The sequence below is a fragment of the Pseudorhizobium sp. NPDC055634 genome (assembly GCF_053618655.1).
In genome coordinates this window covers 74,904-90,260 of the sequence record NZ_JBSHHW010000009.1, presented here as the reverse complement: position 1 = coordinate 90,260, position 15,357 = coordinate 74,904, and the positions used below count along the sequence as shown (strand labels likewise).

Sequence of the window (15,357 nt, the reverse complement as noted above, 5' to 3'; positions counted from 1 at the left end):
AAATTGAGCGGGACGGCGCTGCCCGCAACGCCGGCCACGGCATCCCGGCTCGGCATCCGGAGCTGGATGTTGTTCGACTGGGCCGCGCAGCCATTCTTCACGGTCATCATAACCTTCGTCTTCGGACCCTACTTCGTCGCCCGGCTGACGGATGATCCGGTCTCGGCGCAGGCGGCCTGGGGAAACATGGCGACGATCGCATCGATCATGATCGCGCTTCTGTCACCGGTGCTCGGCTCCATCGCCGATCAGGCAGGAGCCCGCAAGCCATGGATAGCGGCCTTCGCTGCGGTCAAGATCGTTTGTCTTCTGCTGCTCTGGTTTGCCGCCCCCGGCACACCCATGATCTGGCCCCTGCTGCTCATGATCCTCGCGATGATCTCGGCGGAGTTCTCCATCGTCTTCAACGATTCCATGATGCCGCGGCTGGTCGGCCCGCAGGAAGTCGGCAAGATATCCAATATCGCTTGGGGACTGGGCTATCTCGGGGGCATGCTGGTGCTGATCCTCGTGGTCGCCCTTCTCGCCGGCAACCCGCTGACAGGGCTGACACTGATCGGCATCACGCCGTTCTTCGGCCTCGATCCGGCGCTTGGAGAAGACGCCCGCATTACCGGACCCATAGCGGCCTGCTGGTATCTGATCTTCATTCTCCCGATGTTTTTCTTCACGCCGGATGCCCCCCGAGGCCTGCCGATGCGCCCCGCGATCCGCAGGGGGCTCGGAGAGCTTCGGGCGACCATCCGGGACCTGAAACAACGGCCGGGGATCACACGGTTTTTCATCGCGCGCATGCTCTATCAGGATGGTGTGGGTGGCCTGCTGATCCTGGGTGGCGCATTTGCGGCCGGCATGTTCGGTTGGGCGACGATAGAGATCGGCGTCTACGGCATTCTCCTGAACTGCGTCGCAATCCTCGGATGCCTGCTGGCCGGGCGTCTCGATCTGCGGCTGGGGTCCCGGATCGTAATCCTGATCGGATTAGTCCTGCTCGTCATCGCGACCGCCGGCATCGTCTCCACCGGTCCCGGCTACGTCTTCTTCGGGCTCCTGCCGCTTGGACTGGAGGATGGCGGCGGCCTGTTCGGCACCGCTGCGGAGAAAGCCTATGTACTTTTCGGGCTCTTAATCGGGGTCGCCTTCGGGCCCGTACAAGCCTCGTCGCGCGCCTATCTCGCCCGCAGCATCGATATCGAGGACGCGGGACGCTACTTCGGCATCTACGCCCTCTCCGGACGGGCGACCAGCTTCATGACGACGCTGCTCTTCTCGCTCGCCACCTACGCCACCGGCTCCTCGCGGATCGGCATGGCGACGCTGCTCCTGTTCCTGGTGAGCGGCTTCCTGGTGCTCCTGCGCACGCCATACCCGGCCAATCGCACCGCCGCCTGAGGCCTAGTGGCGGAAGTGCCGCATGCCGGTGAAGACCATGGCGACGCCGTGCTCGTTTGCGGCATCGATCACTTCCTGGTCCCGCATCGAACCACCCGGCTGGATGACGGCGGTGGCACCCGCCGCAATCGCGGAGAGAAGACCGTCGGCGAAGGGGAAGAACGCTTCCGAGGCGACCGCTGATCCCTTGGTCATCGGCTCAGGCCATCCCATTGCCCTGGCGGCTTCCTCGGCCTTGATCGCGGCAATGCGCGCCGAGTCGATCCGGCTCATCTGTCCCGCGCCGATGCCGGCCGTCTGTCCGTCCTTCGCATAGACGATGGCGTTGGACTTTACGTGCTTGGCCACCTTGTAGGCAAACTTCATGTCCTCCAGTTCCCGGTCCGTGGGGGCTCGTGTCGTGACGACGCGAAGGTCGATGTCTTCGATCATGCCGTTGTCGCGCGTCTGGACGAGGAGGCCGCCGGCAACGGTCTTCGCCGTGATGCCGCGCGAGCGCGGATCGGGCAGGCCGCCGGTCTCGAGAAGCCGCAGGTTCGGCTTCTTTGCAATCACCGCCCGAGCCTCCTCGGAAACCTCCGGCGCGATGATCACTTCGGTGAACAGTTTGACGATTTCCTCGGCTGTCTCGCCGTCGAGCAGCTGGTTGAGCGCGATGATCCCGCCGAAGGCGGAGGTGGAATCGCAGGCGAGCGCGCGAAGGTATGCCTCCTTCAGCGACGAGCCGGTCGCGACCCCGCACGGATTGGCATGCTTGATGATCGCGCAGGCCGGTCCCTGGTGGGGCGCGAACTCCCCGATCAGTTCGAACGCGCCGTCGGTGTCGTTGATGTTGTTGTAGGAGAGTTGCTTGCCCTGCAGGAGCCTCGCGGTTGCGACGCCCGGGCGGTTTTCGCCGGTCACGTAGAAGCCCGCGCTCTGGTGCGGGTTCTCGCCGTAGCGCATCTCTTCCTTGAGGACGCCGCCGATCGTGCGATATTGCGGGGTCTCGATGTCGAGCGCCTCGGCGAACCAGTTGGAGATGGCCGTGTCGTAGGCAGCCGTCCGGGCATAGGCTTTCGCCGCCAGCTTCTGCCGGAAGGCATAGGTCGTCTGGCCGGCATTGGTGCGCAAGGCCTCGATCAGCGCCGGATAGTCGGACGGATCGACGACAATGGTCACATAGGCATGGTTCTTGGCCGAGGCGCGGATCATCGCGGGACCGCCGATGTCGATGTTCTCGACGGTGGTCGGGTAATCGCCGCCGGCGGCGCGGACTTCCTCGAACGGGTAGAGGTTGATGATCGCGAGATCGATCCCCTCGATCCCGTGCGCCTTCATCGCCTCGATATGGTCCTGGTCGTCACGGATGGCGAGGAGGCCGCCATGCACGTTCGGATGCAGCGTCTTGACCCGCCCGTCCATGATCTCGGGAAAGCCCGTAATATCGGAAACGTCCGTGACGTCGAGACCGGCAGCGGAAAGCGCCTTGTGCGTGCCGCCGGTCGAAAGGAGCCGGACTCCCTGAGACGCCAGCCCGGTCGCGAGCTCGACGATACCGGTCTTGTCGGAGACGGAAAGCAGCGCCGTGCGGATTCGAACGTTGTCGGGGACGGGGATCTTCTTGGAAACGACGGCCATCGGGCTCTCCTGCAAACGCGCTTCGGGCGCTGGGGCGGTTGCGGGCCGGTTAGCACAGCTTCGCGGAAGAGGAAACGCCTATTCGAGGCGCTTCAGCATCCACCGGATTTCCGGCGTCTCCGGCGCCGAGAAGTGGATCACGAGCTGCTGGCTGGAGCGCATGCCCGAGACGTCGGCGAAGAAGATGTCTTCCTCGATCTCGACGGAAAGGCCGGGTGCGTTGAACTCCCAGGCTTCGCCGTCGGAAGCGGTGAGCAGGACCCGCTCTCGGTCCTGCCGCGAGAGGGCGATGGCGGGGTGGACATGGAAGCGCGCGGCCGCCGAAACGGCTGGGCGCGTCCGGCCCGCATCCTCCGGGACGAGCAGTCGGTCATGCCCCTTGATCTTGTTGCCGGCGCTGTTCAGCCCGATCGAACGCTCGTGGCAGTAGCCGAACGGCTTCAAGTATCCGTCATGAACGGCCCGGATCCAGTCATTGTCGTGCTGGTCTTCCCGGCGTTCGACATCCACCTCGCTCACGCCCGCCAGGATCGACGATCCGCAAAGCGGAGACCGGAGGAGGCGGCTGGACGAGGTCTCGTTTATCCCGACCGTCGAATGGGCCGCCGTCGAGCGGGCGAGCCTGCGGTACTCGCTCGGCGCGAATTTCGGAGCGCCGCAGTTCACGATGAAGCGATGGCGCCCGGAAGACATCTCGAATGCCAGGCAGCCCGCATGGCTTCTCTGCGATAGTTCCGGCGAAAGCGGCTTTCCGGTATCGACGAGGATTGTCACTCCCGATGCGGACAGGCGATGGTACTGCATGTGGGGAAGCGACTTGAACGGCTGGCCGGCCGTTTCGTCGTAGCGCAGCACCGACATCAGTTCGCTGGCCGGGGTCGAGGTCGCGCCGTTGAAGAGCGCAAGGTCGCCATCCTGGTGCCGGAAGAAACGCAGCGCCGGATACATGCGGTCGATCGTCGGTATCAGCTTGGCAGGCACGTCGTGACCGAGATTGATATAGGTCTGTCGCAGCGGCAGGAGGTCGAGAAGCAGGTCGAGGAGGATCCGCGGATTGCGCGAGACATGTCCCCCATCCGACACGATCTGCCTTTCCAGTTCACGGTCCAGCCGGTTGCCTTCGCGGCGAATGAACGCATTTCGGTTGGGCATCGCGACAGACGCCATGGCAAGGGCGATGCGGATGCGAAGCCGCGTCTCGCCGACGGGCAGGCCGCGAACGATCTTGCGCAGGTAACGTACCTGGTAGGTCAGGCTTCTCATGAACCGGCGGTAGAAGCCGGCCTCGGCACCCTGGAGGACGACGGTGGAATGCGAAAACCAGGCGATGACCCGCTCCGCCGCCACATGCGGCCGCCAGGCCACCCCGCGCGCGCTCCGTCCCTGATTGTTCATCCAGCTTGCCGTGATTGCGCGGGCGCGGGCACAGGCCTCGGGGCTCCGGTCGGCCCGGATGTGGCGCAGCCAGGCAAAGGAATGTAGCCGTTCGGCAAACGCTTCGGTGGGCGCTTCCACCTCGAAAGGCGAGTAGCCTTCCGTGTCGAAGGACGTACCCGCAAGCGGGAAGCGTCCATGGGCGATTTCCTCAGCAACGAAGGGGTCGATGGCGCGAAGATCGGTCGGCGCGACAATCAGCCGGTCGGCAACGGAGGAGGCGGAAGAGGTCAAGGCCAGCCGCAGACCGGCCGTGCGCCGATAGAACCGGCGGCCGATTTCCCGCAAACCGAAGGCGAGAAGCCGTCGGCGATCAGCGAGCTGCATGATCAATCTGGAACACTCCGCAGGAGCGAACGGCCGTCGGCGCCGACGGATCGCCCTTTAGTCAACTCGAATACAATCGACGTTGATGGTAAAGAAACTCCTACCGGCGGCGCAGCACGCTGGCGAAGAAACCATCGAGGCCCCCGGGCATGCCGTCGACCGAAGGCAGCATCGCCGGCGTCGTCCGGAACTCGCCGGACGCAGAGACGGCATCCTCGAGCCCCGGCCAGTCCAAGGGCGAGACCGGCACCCGCTCAAGTCCCGGATCCTCGGCGAGAAGATCGGCGACGAGCTGTTCTCCCTCCAGCGGATCGAGAGAGCAGTTGGAGAACACGATGAGCCCGCCCGGCCGGACGAGCGATACCGCGTGGCGCAGCATCTTCGCCTGCAGCGCCGCAAGCTTGGTTATGTCGATCGGCCCCTTTGTCCAAAGGACGTCGGGATGGCGTCGCGTCGTGCCGGTCGAGGAACAGGGCGCGTCGAGCAGCACGCCGTCGAAGGGCACGTCCGGCTGGAACGAGAAAAGGTCGCCCTGCACCAGCTCGGCCTCGAGCTTCAGCCGTCCGAGGTTCTCCTTCAGGCGAGCCATCCGGTTGGCCGATTGCTCGACGGCGGTGACCTGGGCTCCGGCCGCGATCAGCTGCGCGGTCTTGCCGCCGGGTGCTGCACAGAGATCGGCAATGCGCATGCCCCTGACGTCGCCGAAGAGCCGGGCAGGAATGCTGGCGGCTGCGTCCTGCACCCACCACTCGCCCTCGTCAAATCCAGGAAGCGAGGAGACCGATCCCTCGAACGCGGAAAGACGAATGCTGCCGGTCGGCACCAGCCTGCCGTTCAGTCTGTCTGCCCAGGCCGCGGGTTCCGACTTGACTGTCACGTCGATCGCCGGCGGTGACAGCTGCGCCTCGGCAATCTCCCGTGCCCGGTCCACGCCGTAAGCCGCAACCAACATATCGAGGAACCAGGCGGGAACCGGCGAGACCGATCGTGTCGCATCGAGCACCTCCTGCTTCTCGCGCACGAGGCGCCGGAGAACCGCATTGGCCAGTTTGGCGAACCGACGGTTGCGGGGATCGCGATTGGCCTGCTCCACGGCGATGTCCACCGCCGAATGGGCAGGGACATCGAGATGCAGGATCTGCGCAGCGGCGACGACCAGGACATGATGGAGCGCGCGCGCGCCATCCGGCAGGGGCGAATCCAACATCGCGTCCAGCGCCGCCTCGATGCGGGGCAGGTGTCTGAGGGAGGTGACGAGGATCGCCCGCACGAGGGCCCGATCGGGCTCGCTCAGATGCTTGTACGCGGGGTTACCGTGGACCGGATCAAGAATCCCGTCGAGCGAAATCTTCCTGTCGACAACGGCTGCGAGAAGCTTGGCGGCGGTCATGCGCGCCTCCAGCCCTGCCTTCGGAGCCCCTCCGGAATTTCCGGTCTTCCTTCCGGCAGGCGCGTCGAGCGGCTTGCCGTTCCTTCTTGGCTGGTTCAACTCCAGGGTCCCTTGCGCGGTGCTGATGAACCGCGGCCCCATCCGGTTTGAGGGACGGTGCGCGCGGTGCGCGTCGGTCTAGCAGCAGCAGGCGCCGCCGTCGACCCGCCGCCGAACTCGCTCGCCATCCGCTGGAGGGCGGCGATCCGGTTGGCGGTATTGGGATGCGTCGAGAAGAGATTGTCCATCCGTTCGCCCGACAGGGGATTGATGATGAACATGTGCGCGGTTGCCGGGTTGCGCTCGGCGTCGTCGTTGTGGATGACCTCGGCCGCGCCGGCGATCTTGCCGAGCGCCGAGGCGAGCCAGATCGGATTGCCGCAGATTTCCGCGCCGCGCCGGTCCGCGGAATATTCCCGGGTCCGGCTGATCGCCATCTGCACCAGCATGGCCGCAAACGGAGCGACGATCATGGCGATCAGGACGCCGATGAAGCCGAGCGGATTGTTGTTGTCGCGATTGCCGCCGAAGAAGAAGGCGAAGTTGCCGAGCATGGAGATGGCGCCGGCAAGTGTCGCCGTGATCGTCATCGTCAGCGTGTCGCGGTTCTGGATGTGAGCGAGTTCGTGCGCCATCACGCCCGCGACCTCCTCGGGCGTAAGTCGCTGCAGGAGGCCGGTGGATGCGGCGACGGCAGCATTCTGCGGATTGCGGCCGGTGGCGAACGCATTCGGCTGGGGGCTGTCGTAGACATACACCTTCGGCATCGGCAATCCCGCATTGGCCGAGAGTTGCCGGATCATCTGAAACAGTTCAGGTGCGTTGCGCTCGTCCACGGCCTGGGCGCGGTAGGCCGAGAGGACCATCTTGTCCGAGTTCCAGTAGGAGAACAGGTTCATCCCCGCCGCGATGAAGAAGGCGATCATCATTCCGCCGCGACCGCCGATCAGGAATCCGACACCCATGAACAGGGCCGTCATGAAGGCCAGAAGCATTGCGGTGCGAATCATGTTCATCATCTATCTCCGGGAACGGCTTTATCGCCGGGGTCCGGCGCATTATATGATGTGGTCCATGAGCCCGTTCTTTTCAATATTCCGCCGAGCGGAGTGACCATGCAGACCCCTGACAACGATAACGAACACGACGGCCAGTCCGTCGAGGCGACCGATCCCGCGCCCCGCAAGCCGCTATCGCCCGCCGCAAGACGGGCGCTCGCGGAAGCCGAACAACGGCGAGCAGCCGAAGCCAGGCAGAATCTTCCTCCCGAAGTCGGCGGCCGCGGCGGCGCCGACCCCTCCCGCTTCGGCGACTGGGAGATCAACGGCCGGGCGATCGATTTCTGAGGCTGATATTGGCACTATTATCTTTCACACACCCAGGCGAGTTTGTGGTATGGAGAGTCTCTAGGTTGAAACCGGAGATTGGAAATGTCGGATAAGGGCGCCCCAAACGGCTACGGCACAAAAGAATACGTAGCCTTGAAGCTATACGAGATCATCGCAGAAAAGGACCACCGTGAAACTGGTGCGCGAAGGGACAAGAATTGGGTTCTTGACCTCTATGCGGAGTGCCTTGAGACCGTGAATGGATATCCTCGTTCAAAAGGAACATAACGAAGCGTTCGGCGGTCAAGATCGGGTCGGACGATCCATGTTGAACTGCCAACTCCAGGCAGCGAAGTCTAACGTTATCCATTGCGGCTGTCCTTCTTCTCGTCTTTGGGTGGCGGCGCTTTCGCCACCTTGCCTAGCCGTTCGTTGAAACGACCTTCGTCGTCGTCTGTTTCCAGTTGACGGGCGGCTTCCTTGAATTTTTCCACTTGTGACGGCGCCTGCTCTTTCCGATCATTTGACATGCCATCGTCTCCCTTGATTCTTCATGACCGCCTGCATGACTACGCTGCCTTTTCCGATGAAAGCCATAGCGACGGAACGAACCGCTACATGGTGATCGGCGGGATATTGATGCGCAGTGCCTATGCGCCTGAGTTCTCCGCCAAAATTACCCATCTCATAAACGCGTCACGGTTTCGCGAATCGGTTCACTGGAAGCGCGTGAGCGGGAAGAAGCTCGACCTGTACAAAAGAATTCTAGATGTCACGTCCATCGAGATACAGGAAAGGCGTATCGATTTCGGATGCATAATATTCGACCAGCGCAAGGTGAACCACAAAAAGCACAACGATGGAGACCCCGAGAAGGGTTTCTTTAAGTTCCTGTACCAGCATCACCTCAAGTGGCACCGACATTACAAGCCTAACGGTAGGTTTCGGTGCTTTCATGGGAACATGTCAACAAAATATGACCTCGTGGAGATGTTGCGGTGCCTGAACAACTCGGTGAAAAGCGCACCACCGACAATTTACCGACCGTATCTACAGTTCGACTTCATGCCGGTTAATGAAACCAGATGCCTTCAAGTTTCGGACCTGCTGATCGGTGCAGTCGGCTTTGTTGCGAATGGCGGTACGGTCAAGCACTTAGGAACCCCACGGCATCAAATTGCCGAACACGTCAGACAGTCATTCTGCTTAAATGACCTTGCCGCCGATACTGCGTGGCCGGATCGCGGGTGCCATATTTGGAATTTTCAACTTTGAGAAAGTGGAGCAGATGGCCCTATCCCTTCGGATTCAGGCCCGCTCCGCGAACCCTTTCGGCACCATCCACCCTTGACGCAAATCTAAGGTATTTAGCCGGATTCGTCAAGGAATCCAAAGACCAACTGGTCCTTGTCCCGCCAGTACGCCCACTCCGTTCCCTTAGTTAGTTTGATTGTAGGTGAGGCGCTTGCCGGTTGCGCCAACAAGCGCATTGAAAGCCCTATCGCCATCATCAACGCCAAGCGCGACACGGTTGTTGTAACGGAAATCGAACTCAGCGAGATAGCGGTGCAGGTGCTTCTCAGCGCAATGCTGATAGACGCCCTTCATGCCGCGCTTGAAGATCGAATAGTAGCCTTCAATCGTGTTGGTGTGGACCATGCCGCGAACGTACTCGCCAGCCGAATGCGTGACCGTGCCTGAGTTGCGAACCTCGTTGTGAATGTCCGTGTATAGCCGGCTCTCGTCCGTGTAGAAGGTGCTTTCCTTGCGCATGTTCTGGCGAACGATGGCCGTGACCACCGACTTGTTGACCTTGTCGACATGGAACGAGCGAACCTTGCCGCCACGCTCTACCAGCGAAACAACCACGCGCTTGCCGCCAATGGTCGGCTTGCCCCGAACGGTGCGCTTGCGGATCACTTCGCGGTTGCCGAAGTAGGTTTCGTCTGCCTCCACTACCTTGCCGCGACCGCCCATAGGCTCCAGTTCGCCGGAGCGCATGGCTTCACGGATGCGATGACCGAGGAACCACGCGGACTTGAGCGTGATTTCCAGAACGCGGTGAAGCTGGTTGGCGCTGATGCCCTTCTTGCTGGAGCAGATCAGGTGGATAGCCTGGAGCCACTTATGGAGCGGGATATGGCTTTCCTCGAAGATCGTGCCGATGCGGACCGTGAACTGCTTCCGGCAAGCGGCGCACTTTTTCAGGCCGTGGCGCTCGACGCCCTCCGGGTTCTTTTTCGAGGGCTTGGAATATACTCCGTCGAGTTTGTAGATGCGATCAGCATTGCCACAATGCGGGCAAACCGGGCCTTTCGGCCACAGAACGCTCTCCACATGCTCGAAGGCTTTGGCCTCGTTGTGAAAATATTCCCTGCTCAGTACGGACATGACCAACACCATTGGCTAACTTCTTGAGTTAGTTATGCCAAAATCCGCTGGGTTTGTCAAAGATAATATCGCGCTGATATTCCTATTGACTTTTGGATGATGAAGGAATTTATTCCTTCTCATAAAGTATCTTCCGCTCCTGCCCCTGATCGGCTTGTATGCTCCGCCCACGGCGGCATTCGCGGTCGATGAGATCGACGGGCCGGTCGAGGCGCGGGTCCTGAAGGTGATCGATGGCGACACGCTGCTTGTCGAGGCGCGTCCGTGGCCGCAGCAGAAGGTCGAGGTCTATGTCCGAATCCGCGGCATCGACACCCCGGAGCTTCGATCGAAATGCGCTTCGGAACGGGTGGCCGCCGAAGCGGCGCGAGCAGCCCTTGCGGCGCTCTCGGCATCCTCCCCGACCATCCACCTGAGCCGGATTTCAGGCGACAAGTATTTCGGCCGCGTCGTCGCGGATGTCGCGCTGGAGGACGGGCTGCAGCCCGCGCACCAGCTGGTGCTGGCCGGGCTCGCCGTCAGCTATGACGGCGGGCGGAAGGCGCAAGGCGCCTGTCCCGACCCCTGAAGGAAAAAGGCCGCCCCGGTGGAGCGGCCCTTCGGCATCGTCAGGACGCCTTGTTCTGGCGGTTCTCGATCAGGTCGTCGACGACGCCGGGATCGGCAAGCGTCGAGATGTCGCCAAGCGCGCCGAAGTCGTCCTCGGCGATCTTGCGCAGGATGCGGCGCATGATCTTGCCCGAGCGCGTCTTCGGAAGGCCCGGCGCGAACTGAATCTTGTCCGGCGTCGCGATCGGTCCGATTTCGCTTCGGACATGCTTGATGAGTTCCTGGCGCAGGGCGTCGTCGCCCTCGTGGCCGGACATCAACGTCACGTAGCAGTAGATGCCCTGGCCCTTGACGGTGTGCGGATATCCGACGACCGCCGCTTCCGACACGAAATCGTGGGAAACCAGCGCCGACTCCACTTCCGCCGTACCGAGCCGGTGCCCGGAAACATTCAGCACGTCGTCCACGCGGCCCGTGATCCAGTAGTATCCGTCCGCGTCGCGGCGGCAGCCGTCACCGGTGAAGTACTTGCCCTTGTAGGTGGAGAAGTAGGTCTGGATGAACCGCTCATGGTCACCGTAGACCGTGCGCATCTGCCCCGGCCACGAGTCGGCGATGCAGAGGTTTCCGTCCGCTGCCCCCTCTAGCACATTGCCCTCGTTGTCGACGAGCTCCGGCTTGACGCCGAAGAATGGCACCGTGGCGGAGCCCGGCTTCAGCGCCGTCGCGCCGGGCAGCGGCGTGATCATGTGCCCCCCGGTCTCGGTCTGCCACCATGTGTCGACCACCGGGCAGCGGCTGTCGCCGACGACATGATAGTACCATTCCCAGGCTTCCGGGTTGATCGGCTCGCCCACCGTTCCGAGGAGCCTGAGGCTCGAGCGGGACGAGCGTTTCACGTAATCGTCTCCCGCGCCCATCAGCGAGCGGATGGCGGTCGGGGCCGTGTAGAAGATGTTGACCTGGTGCTTGTCGACGACTTCCCAGAAGCGGCCCTGGTCGGGGAAATTCGGAACCCCTTCGAACATCAGCGTCGTGGCGCAGTTCGCGAGCGGGCCATAGACGATGTAGGAGTGGCCCGTGACCCAGCCCACGTCCGCCGTGCACCAGTAGATGTCCCCGTCGTGGTAGTCGAAGACGTATTCGTGGGTCATGGCGGCATAGACGAGGTAGCCGCCGGTCGTGTGCAGCACGCCCTTCGGCTTGCCGGTCGAGCCCGAGGTATAGAGGATGAAGAGCGGGTCTTCCGCCTTCATCTTCACGGGCTCGCAATGGCCCTTCACACTGGCGATTTCCTGGTGGTACCAGATATCGCGGCCGGGCGCCCATTCGATCTTGCCGCCGGTCCGGCGAACAACGAGCACCTTCTCGACCGTCGTATACTGGCGCGCCGCGATGTGGATCGCCTTGTCGGTATTTTCCTTCAGCGGCACCGGCCTTCCGCCGCGCACGCCCTCGTCGCAGGTAATCACGAAGCTGGACTGGCAGTCGACGATGCGGCCCGCGAGCGCCTCGGGCGAGAAGCCGCCGAAGACGATGGAGTGGACGGCGCCGATACGCGCGCAGGCCAGCATCGCATAGGCAGCTTCCGGGATCATCGGCATGTAGATTGTGACCCGGTCGCCCTTCTTGACGCCGTGCTTCTTCAGGACGTTCGCCAGCCGGCAGACCTGATCATAGAGCTGGTTGTAGGTGATCTTCTTGTCGATATAGGGATTGTCGCCTTCCCAGATGATCGCCGTGCGCTCGCCGTGGGTCTTCAGGTGACGGTCGATGCAGTTGTAGGAAACGTTCGTCAGGCCGTCCTCGAACCACTTGATGGAGACCTTGCCCTTGAAGGAGGTGTTCTTGACCTTCGTGTAGGGCTTGAACCAGTCGATCCGCTTGCCGTGCTTGCCCCAGAACTTGTCCGGGTCCTCGATGCTCTCCTCGTACCACTTCTCGTATTTTTCCTTGTCGATCAACGCCATGGCCTTGTTGGCGCGTGACACCGGATAAACCTTCTCGGACATCGTCTCCTCCCCATTGCATTCCACCCACCGGACCGTAGAATCCGGATCATGCAGCATTCATAACAGGTGAAACAGGGCCAGCAATTAGACAAACGGTTCATGCTGCGCGATATTTGCAATTTCACCACTTTCCGGTTATAGACCCCGTCGAATTTCCGGAAATTGTGGTTGATACCCACGGCCCGCGACCCCGGCGCGGACGTACAGAGGAAGTATATCCATGGCTCAACAATTGCTTATGCCGAAGGCGACGGCTGTCTGGCTTGTCGACAACACAGCGCTCTCCTTCGACCAGATCGCGCAGTTCTGCCGACTGCACCCGCTCGAGGTGAAGGCGATCGCGGACGGCGAGGCGGCACAGGGCATCAAGGGGCTTGACCCGATCGCGACCGGACAGCTCTCGCGCGACGAGATCAAGCGCGGCGAAGCGGACGTCAACTACAAGCTGAAGCTGCAGGAGCCGAAGGTTCGGGTTCCCGAATCGAAGCGCCGCGGCCCCCGCTACACCCCCGTTTCGAAGCGCCAGGACCGTCCGAATGCCATCCTCTGGCTCGTCCGCAACCATCCGGAACTGAAGGACGCGCAGATCTCGCGTCTCGTCGGCACGACCAAGTCGACGATCGAGCAGATTCGCGACCGCACCCACTGGAATTCCGCCAACCTGACGCCGATGGATCCGGTCACGCTTGGTCTCTGCAGCCAGATCGACCTAGATATGGAAGTCGAGAAGGCCTCCAAGGGCCGCCCGCTTCCGAGCGCAGAGGAAGTGGGAGCAACGCTCCAGTCGGCTACCGAAACCGAAAACCTCGGCTTCGACTATCGTACCGAGCGCGAGGAAGAGAAGGAAATCGATGCCGATGCCGTCTTCGCCAAGCTCAGCTCGCTGAAGTCGGCGCCGCGTGACGAAGACGAAGAGGACGAGCGGTTCTGACCGCGGTCCTCCGCCACCATCATGCTGAAAAGCCCGCCGATCGCTCGGCGGGCTTTTTCTTTGCCTCCCGGTTCTTTGATCCCCCGGGTTAGGTCAGGCCGCCGCCCGCGAGGCGCCCAGCGGAATTTCCACGTCGATCTCGAGCAGGGAGAATGTCTCTTCCCGGTCGACCTTGATCTTCACCCGGTCGGCGTCGAGGTCGACATGCTTGGCGATCACGGCGAGGATTTCCTCGCGCAGCACTGCCACGAGGTCAGAGCTGCTTGAGGAGCGCTCGTGAGCGAGCAGCACCTGCAGCCTTTCCCGTGCCATCGGCGCGGAACGTTGTTTCTTGAACAGGTCGAAAATACTCATGCCGCCTTCCTTCCGAAGATCTTGCCGAGAAGGCCGCGCTTCTCGCCGGGAATGGTGACCGGCAGGACTTCTCCGCAGAGACGGCGGGCGGCATCGAAATAGGCCTGGGCCGGGGCGCTGCGCGCGTCGGCCAAGGTCACCGGAGCGCCGATATTCGACGCGCGAAGAACATCCATGCTCTCGGGAATGATGCCGATCAGCGGGATCGACAGGATTTCAAGCACGTCGTCGACCTTCAGCATGTCGCCGCGCTCGGCCCGTAGGGGGTCGTAGCGGGTGAGAAGAAGGTGCTTCTCCATCCGCTCTCCACGCTCGGCCTTCAGGGTCTTTGCGTCCAGCAACCCGATGATGCGGTCGGAATCGCGGACGGAGGAGACTTCCGGGTTGGTCACGACCACCGCAACATCCGCGTGCCGCATCGCAAGCGTTGCGCCGCGCTCGATACCGGCGGGGCTGTCGCAGATCACCCAGTCGAAGACGCGCTTCAGCTCGTTGATGACGGTCTCGACCCCTTCCGGCGTCAGCGCGTCCTTGTCGCGGGTCTGCGAGGCGGGAAGCAGGAACAGCGTCTCTAGCCGCTTGTCGCGGATGAGCGCCTGCGGCAGCTTGGCGTCGCCCTGGATGACATTGACGATATCATAGACGACGCGACGTTCCGCCCCCATCACCAGGTCGAGATTGCGAAGTCCGACGTCGAAATCGACGACGACCACTTTCTCGCCCTTCTGGGCCAGGGCCGCGCCGAGCGCCGCGGACGATGTCGTCTTGCCGACCCCGCCCTTGCCTGACGTCACTACGATGACTTTCCCCATGGTCTTCTCCTGTGTTCCGGCCTTTCGGCTCAGGCGAGTTTCTCTGCCATTATTGTATCGTTCTCGAGCCAGAGCTGGACGGGCTGGCCCTTCAGGTTGGCTGCCATGTTCTCGGCAACCTGGTAGATGCCGTCGATCGCAAGCAGTTCGGCTTCGAGCTTCCGGCAGAAGATGCGGGCGGACGAATTGCCCACCGATCCCGCCATGACCCGGCCGCGCAGCGCCCCGTAGATATGAACGGAGCCGCCTGCGATCACTTCCGCGCCGGAGGCGACCGATCCGATCACGGTGACGTCGCCCTCCGGGAAGATGACGGACTGCCCGGAGCGGATCGGCTCGCGGACGATGATCGACTGCAGCGGCGGGCGGACCTCCCGAATGATCTCCGGGGCAACCTTTCCCGCCGGCGTTTCCACCGCAGGCTCCTTCGCCATGCTGTCCTCGGAGACGGGGCGGCCTCCCTTGAGGCCGGGCGGCATGCCGGGCCCGAGAAGCGACGGGCGGGCACCTTCGATCCCCATGATGCTGACATTGCGGTCGGCGAATGCCGCGAGCAGCTCCTTCAGCTGGGCGCGATCGATGTCGAGATCCGTCACGTCCAGGACGACGGGCCTTCCGAGGAAGAACCCGGCGGAACGCGAGGCAAGATCGTCCAGCCTTGTCAGCCACTCGTCGAGCGGCAGGTCGGGCGACAGAACGACTGCGAGGAAGGAGCGACCCTTGATCCGGATCGAGCGGGCATCTGTTAGCACTTTGGTCATCTACGTAAAGAAATGGT

At 62.5% G+C, this 15,357-nt stretch carries 15 protein-coding genes; 5 read left to right on the top strand and 10 right to left on the bottom strand.

Features of this window, described 5'->3' with window-relative positions:
• The first annotated feature begins 3 nt into the window (after positions 1 to 3).
• Positions 4 to 1,392 carry an MFS transporter gene (locus ACWGPT_RS15395; protein WP_452606497.1) on the top strand — a complete coding sequence of 463 codons (1,389 nt, stop codon included), beginning with the start codon at positions 4 to 6 and terminating at the stop codon, positions 1,390 to 1,392.
• Between the two features lie 3 nt (positions 1,393 to 1,395).
• Here the strand turns inward: ACWGPT_RS15395 and purH are convergent, their stop codons facing one another.
• From purH to htpX, 4 genes are all read right to left on the bottom strand, one after another.
• Positions 1,396 to 3,012, bottom strand: coding sequence for a bifunctional phosphoribosylaminoimidazolecarboxamide formyltransferase/IMP cyclohydrolase (purH, locus tag ACWGPT_RS15390; RefSeq protein ID WP_452606496.1), 1,617 nt, complete (start codon positions 3,010 to 3,012; stop codon positions 1,396 to 1,398).
• Between the two features lie 78 nt (positions 3,013 to 3,090).
• On the bottom strand, positions 3,091 to 4,773 hold the full coding sequence (locus tag ACWGPT_RS15385; protein WP_452606598.1) for a heparinase II/III family protein: 1,683 nt from the start codon (positions 4,771 to 4,773) through the stop codon (positions 3,091 to 3,093).
• A 100-nt stretch (positions 4,774 to 4,873) separates the two neighbouring features.
• Positions 4,874 to 6,304, bottom strand: a complete 1,431-nt coding sequence (locus tag ACWGPT_RS15380; RefSeq protein WP_452606495.1) for an RsmB/NOP family class I SAM-dependent RNA methyltransferase — start codon at positions 6,302 to 6,304, stop codon at positions 4,874 to 4,876.
• Positions 6,259 to 7,218 (bottom strand): zinc metalloprotease HtpX, encoded by a 960-nt coding sequence (htpX, locus tag ACWGPT_RS15375; protein WP_452606494.1) that lies wholly within the window; start codon positions 7,216 to 7,218, stop codon positions 6,259 to 6,261. The genes ACWGPT_RS15380 and htpX overlap by 46 nt, the downstream gene beginning before the upstream one ends.
• Before the next feature lie 99 nt (positions 7,219 to 7,317).
• Between htpX and ACWGPT_RS15370 the strand changes: the two genes are divergently transcribed.
• A complete protein-coding gene (locus tag ACWGPT_RS15370) occupies positions 7,318 to 7,548 on the top strand; it encodes a DUF1674 domain-containing protein (protein ID WP_452606493.1) in 231 nt (76 codons plus the stop codon).
• Positions 7,549 to 7,892: 344 nt separating this feature from the next.
• Here the strand turns inward: ACWGPT_RS15370 and ACWGPT_RS15365 are convergent, their stop codons facing one another.
• A complete protein-coding gene (locus tag ACWGPT_RS15365) occupies positions 7,893 to 8,060 on the bottom strand; it encodes a hypothetical protein (RefSeq protein WP_452606492.1) in 168 nt (55 codons plus the stop codon).
• On the opposite strand from ACWGPT_RS15365, the gene ACWGPT_RS15360 reads away from it, so the two are divergent.
• Positions 8,059 to 8,805, top strand: coding sequence for a DUF3800 domain-containing protein (locus ACWGPT_RS15360; protein WP_452606491.1), 747 nt, complete (start codon positions 8,059 to 8,061; stop codon positions 8,803 to 8,805). The genes ACWGPT_RS15365 and ACWGPT_RS15360 overlap by 2 nt on opposite strands.
• A gap of 162 nt (positions 8,806 to 8,967) precedes the next feature.
• Here the strand turns inward: ACWGPT_RS15360 and ACWGPT_RS15355 are convergent, their stop codons facing one another.
• Positions 8,968 to 9,921 carry an IS1595 family transposase gene (locus ACWGPT_RS15355; RefSeq protein WP_452606597.1) on the bottom strand — a complete coding sequence of 318 codons (954 nt, stop codon included), beginning with the start codon at positions 9,919 to 9,921 and terminating at the stop codon, positions 8,968 to 8,970.
• A 154-nt stretch (positions 9,922 to 10,075) separates the two neighbouring features.
• Between ACWGPT_RS15355 and ACWGPT_RS15350 the strand changes: the two genes are divergently transcribed.
• The gene (locus ACWGPT_RS15350; RefSeq protein WP_452606490.1) at positions 10,076 to 10,489 is read left to right on the top strand and encodes a thermonuclease family protein; all 414 of its coding nucleotides are present in this window, start codon (positions 10,076 to 10,078) and stop codon (positions 10,487 to 10,489) included.
• Between the two features lie 40 nt (positions 10,490 to 10,529).
• Here ACWGPT_RS15350 and acs read toward each other — a convergent pair whose 3' ends face one another.
• The gene (acs, locus tag ACWGPT_RS15345) at positions 10,530 to 12,482 is read right to left on the bottom strand and encodes an acetate--CoA ligase (RefSeq protein ID WP_452606489.1); all 1,953 of its coding nucleotides are present in this window, start codon (positions 12,480 to 12,482) and stop codon (positions 10,530 to 10,532) included.
• A gap of 220 nt (positions 12,483 to 12,702) precedes the next feature.
• On the opposite strand from acs, the gene ACWGPT_RS15340 reads away from it, so the two are divergent.
• Positions 12,703 to 13,413, top strand: coding sequence for a DUF1013 domain-containing protein (locus ACWGPT_RS15340; protein ID WP_452606488.1), 711 nt, complete (start codon positions 12,703 to 12,705; stop codon positions 13,411 to 13,413).
• 93 nt (positions 13,414 to 13,506) lie between these two features.
• Here ACWGPT_RS15340 and minE read toward each other — a convergent pair whose 3' ends face one another.
• From minE to minC, 3 genes are read right to left on the bottom strand one after another with little or no spacing between them, the layout of a single operon-like run.
• The gene (minE, locus tag ACWGPT_RS15335; protein WP_452606487.1) at positions 13,507 to 13,767 is read right to left on the bottom strand and encodes a cell division topological specificity factor MinE; all 261 of its coding nucleotides are present in this window, start codon (positions 13,765 to 13,767) and stop codon (positions 13,507 to 13,509) included.
• Positions 13,764 to 14,579, bottom strand: a complete 816-nt coding sequence (minD, locus tag ACWGPT_RS15330; protein WP_452606486.1) for a septum site-determining protein MinD — start codon at positions 14,577 to 14,579, stop codon at positions 13,764 to 13,766. Before minD ends, minE begins: the two co-directional genes overlap by 4 nt.
• A gap of 29 nt (positions 14,580 to 14,608) precedes the next feature.
• The gene (minC, locus tag ACWGPT_RS15325) at positions 14,609 to 15,340 is read right to left on the bottom strand and encodes a septum site-determining protein MinC (RefSeq protein ID WP_452606485.1); all 732 of its coding nucleotides are present in this window, start codon (positions 15,338 to 15,340) and stop codon (positions 14,609 to 14,611) included.
• Between the last annotated feature and the right edge of the window lie 17 nt (positions 15,341 to 15,357).

Excerpts from the sequence above, each read along its gene's own strand:
- purH (WP_452606496.1), bottom strand. The coding sequence starts at position 3,012 with ATGGCCGTCGTTTCCAAGAAGATCCCCGTCCCCGACAACGTTCGAATC.
- ACWGPT_RS15385 (WP_452606598.1), bottom strand. The coding sequence starts at position 4,773 with ATGCAGCTCGCTGATCGCCGACGGCTTCTCGCCTTCGGTTTGCGGGAA.
- ACWGPT_RS15380 (WP_452606495.1), bottom strand. The coding sequence starts at position 6,304 with ATGGGGCCGCGGTTCATCAGCACCGCGCAAGGGACCCTGGAGTTGAAC.
- htpX (WP_452606494.1), bottom strand. The coding sequence starts at position 7,218 with ATGAACATGATTCGCACCGCAATGCTTCTGGCCTTCATGACGGCCCTG.
- ACWGPT_RS15370 (WP_452606493.1), top strand. The coding sequence starts at position 7,318 with ATGCAGACCCCTGACAACGATAACGAACACGACGGCCAGTCCGTCGAG.
- ACWGPT_RS15360 (WP_452606491.1), top strand. The coding sequence starts at position 8,059 with ATGCCATCGTCTCCCTTGATTCTTCATGACCGCCTGCATGACTACGCT.
- ACWGPT_RS15365 (WP_452606492.1), bottom strand. The coding sequence starts at position 8,060 with ATGTCAAATGATCGGAAAGAGCAGGCGCCGTCACAAGTGGAAAAATTC.
- ACWGPT_RS15355 (WP_452606597.1), bottom strand. The coding sequence starts at position 9,921 with ATGTCCGTACTGAGCAGGGAATATTTTCACAACGAGGCCAAAGCCTTC.
- acs (WP_452606489.1), bottom strand. The coding sequence starts at position 12,482 with ATGTCCGAGAAGGTTTATCCGGTGTCACGCGCCAACAAGGCCATGGCG.
- ACWGPT_RS15340 (WP_452606488.1), top strand. The coding sequence starts at position 12,703 with ATGGCTCAACAATTGCTTATGCCGAAGGCGACGGCTGTCTGGCTTGTC.
- minE (WP_452606487.1), bottom strand. The coding sequence starts at position 13,767 with ATGAGTATTTTCGACCTGTTCAAGAAACAACGTTCCGCGCCGATGGCA.
- minD (WP_452606486.1), bottom strand. The coding sequence starts at position 14,579 with ATGGGGAAAGTCATCGTAGTGACGTCAGGCAAGGGCGGGGTCGGCAAG.
- minC (WP_452606485.1), bottom strand. The coding sequence starts at position 15,340 with ATGACCAAAGTGCTAACAGATGCCCGCTCGATCCGGATCAAGGGTCGC.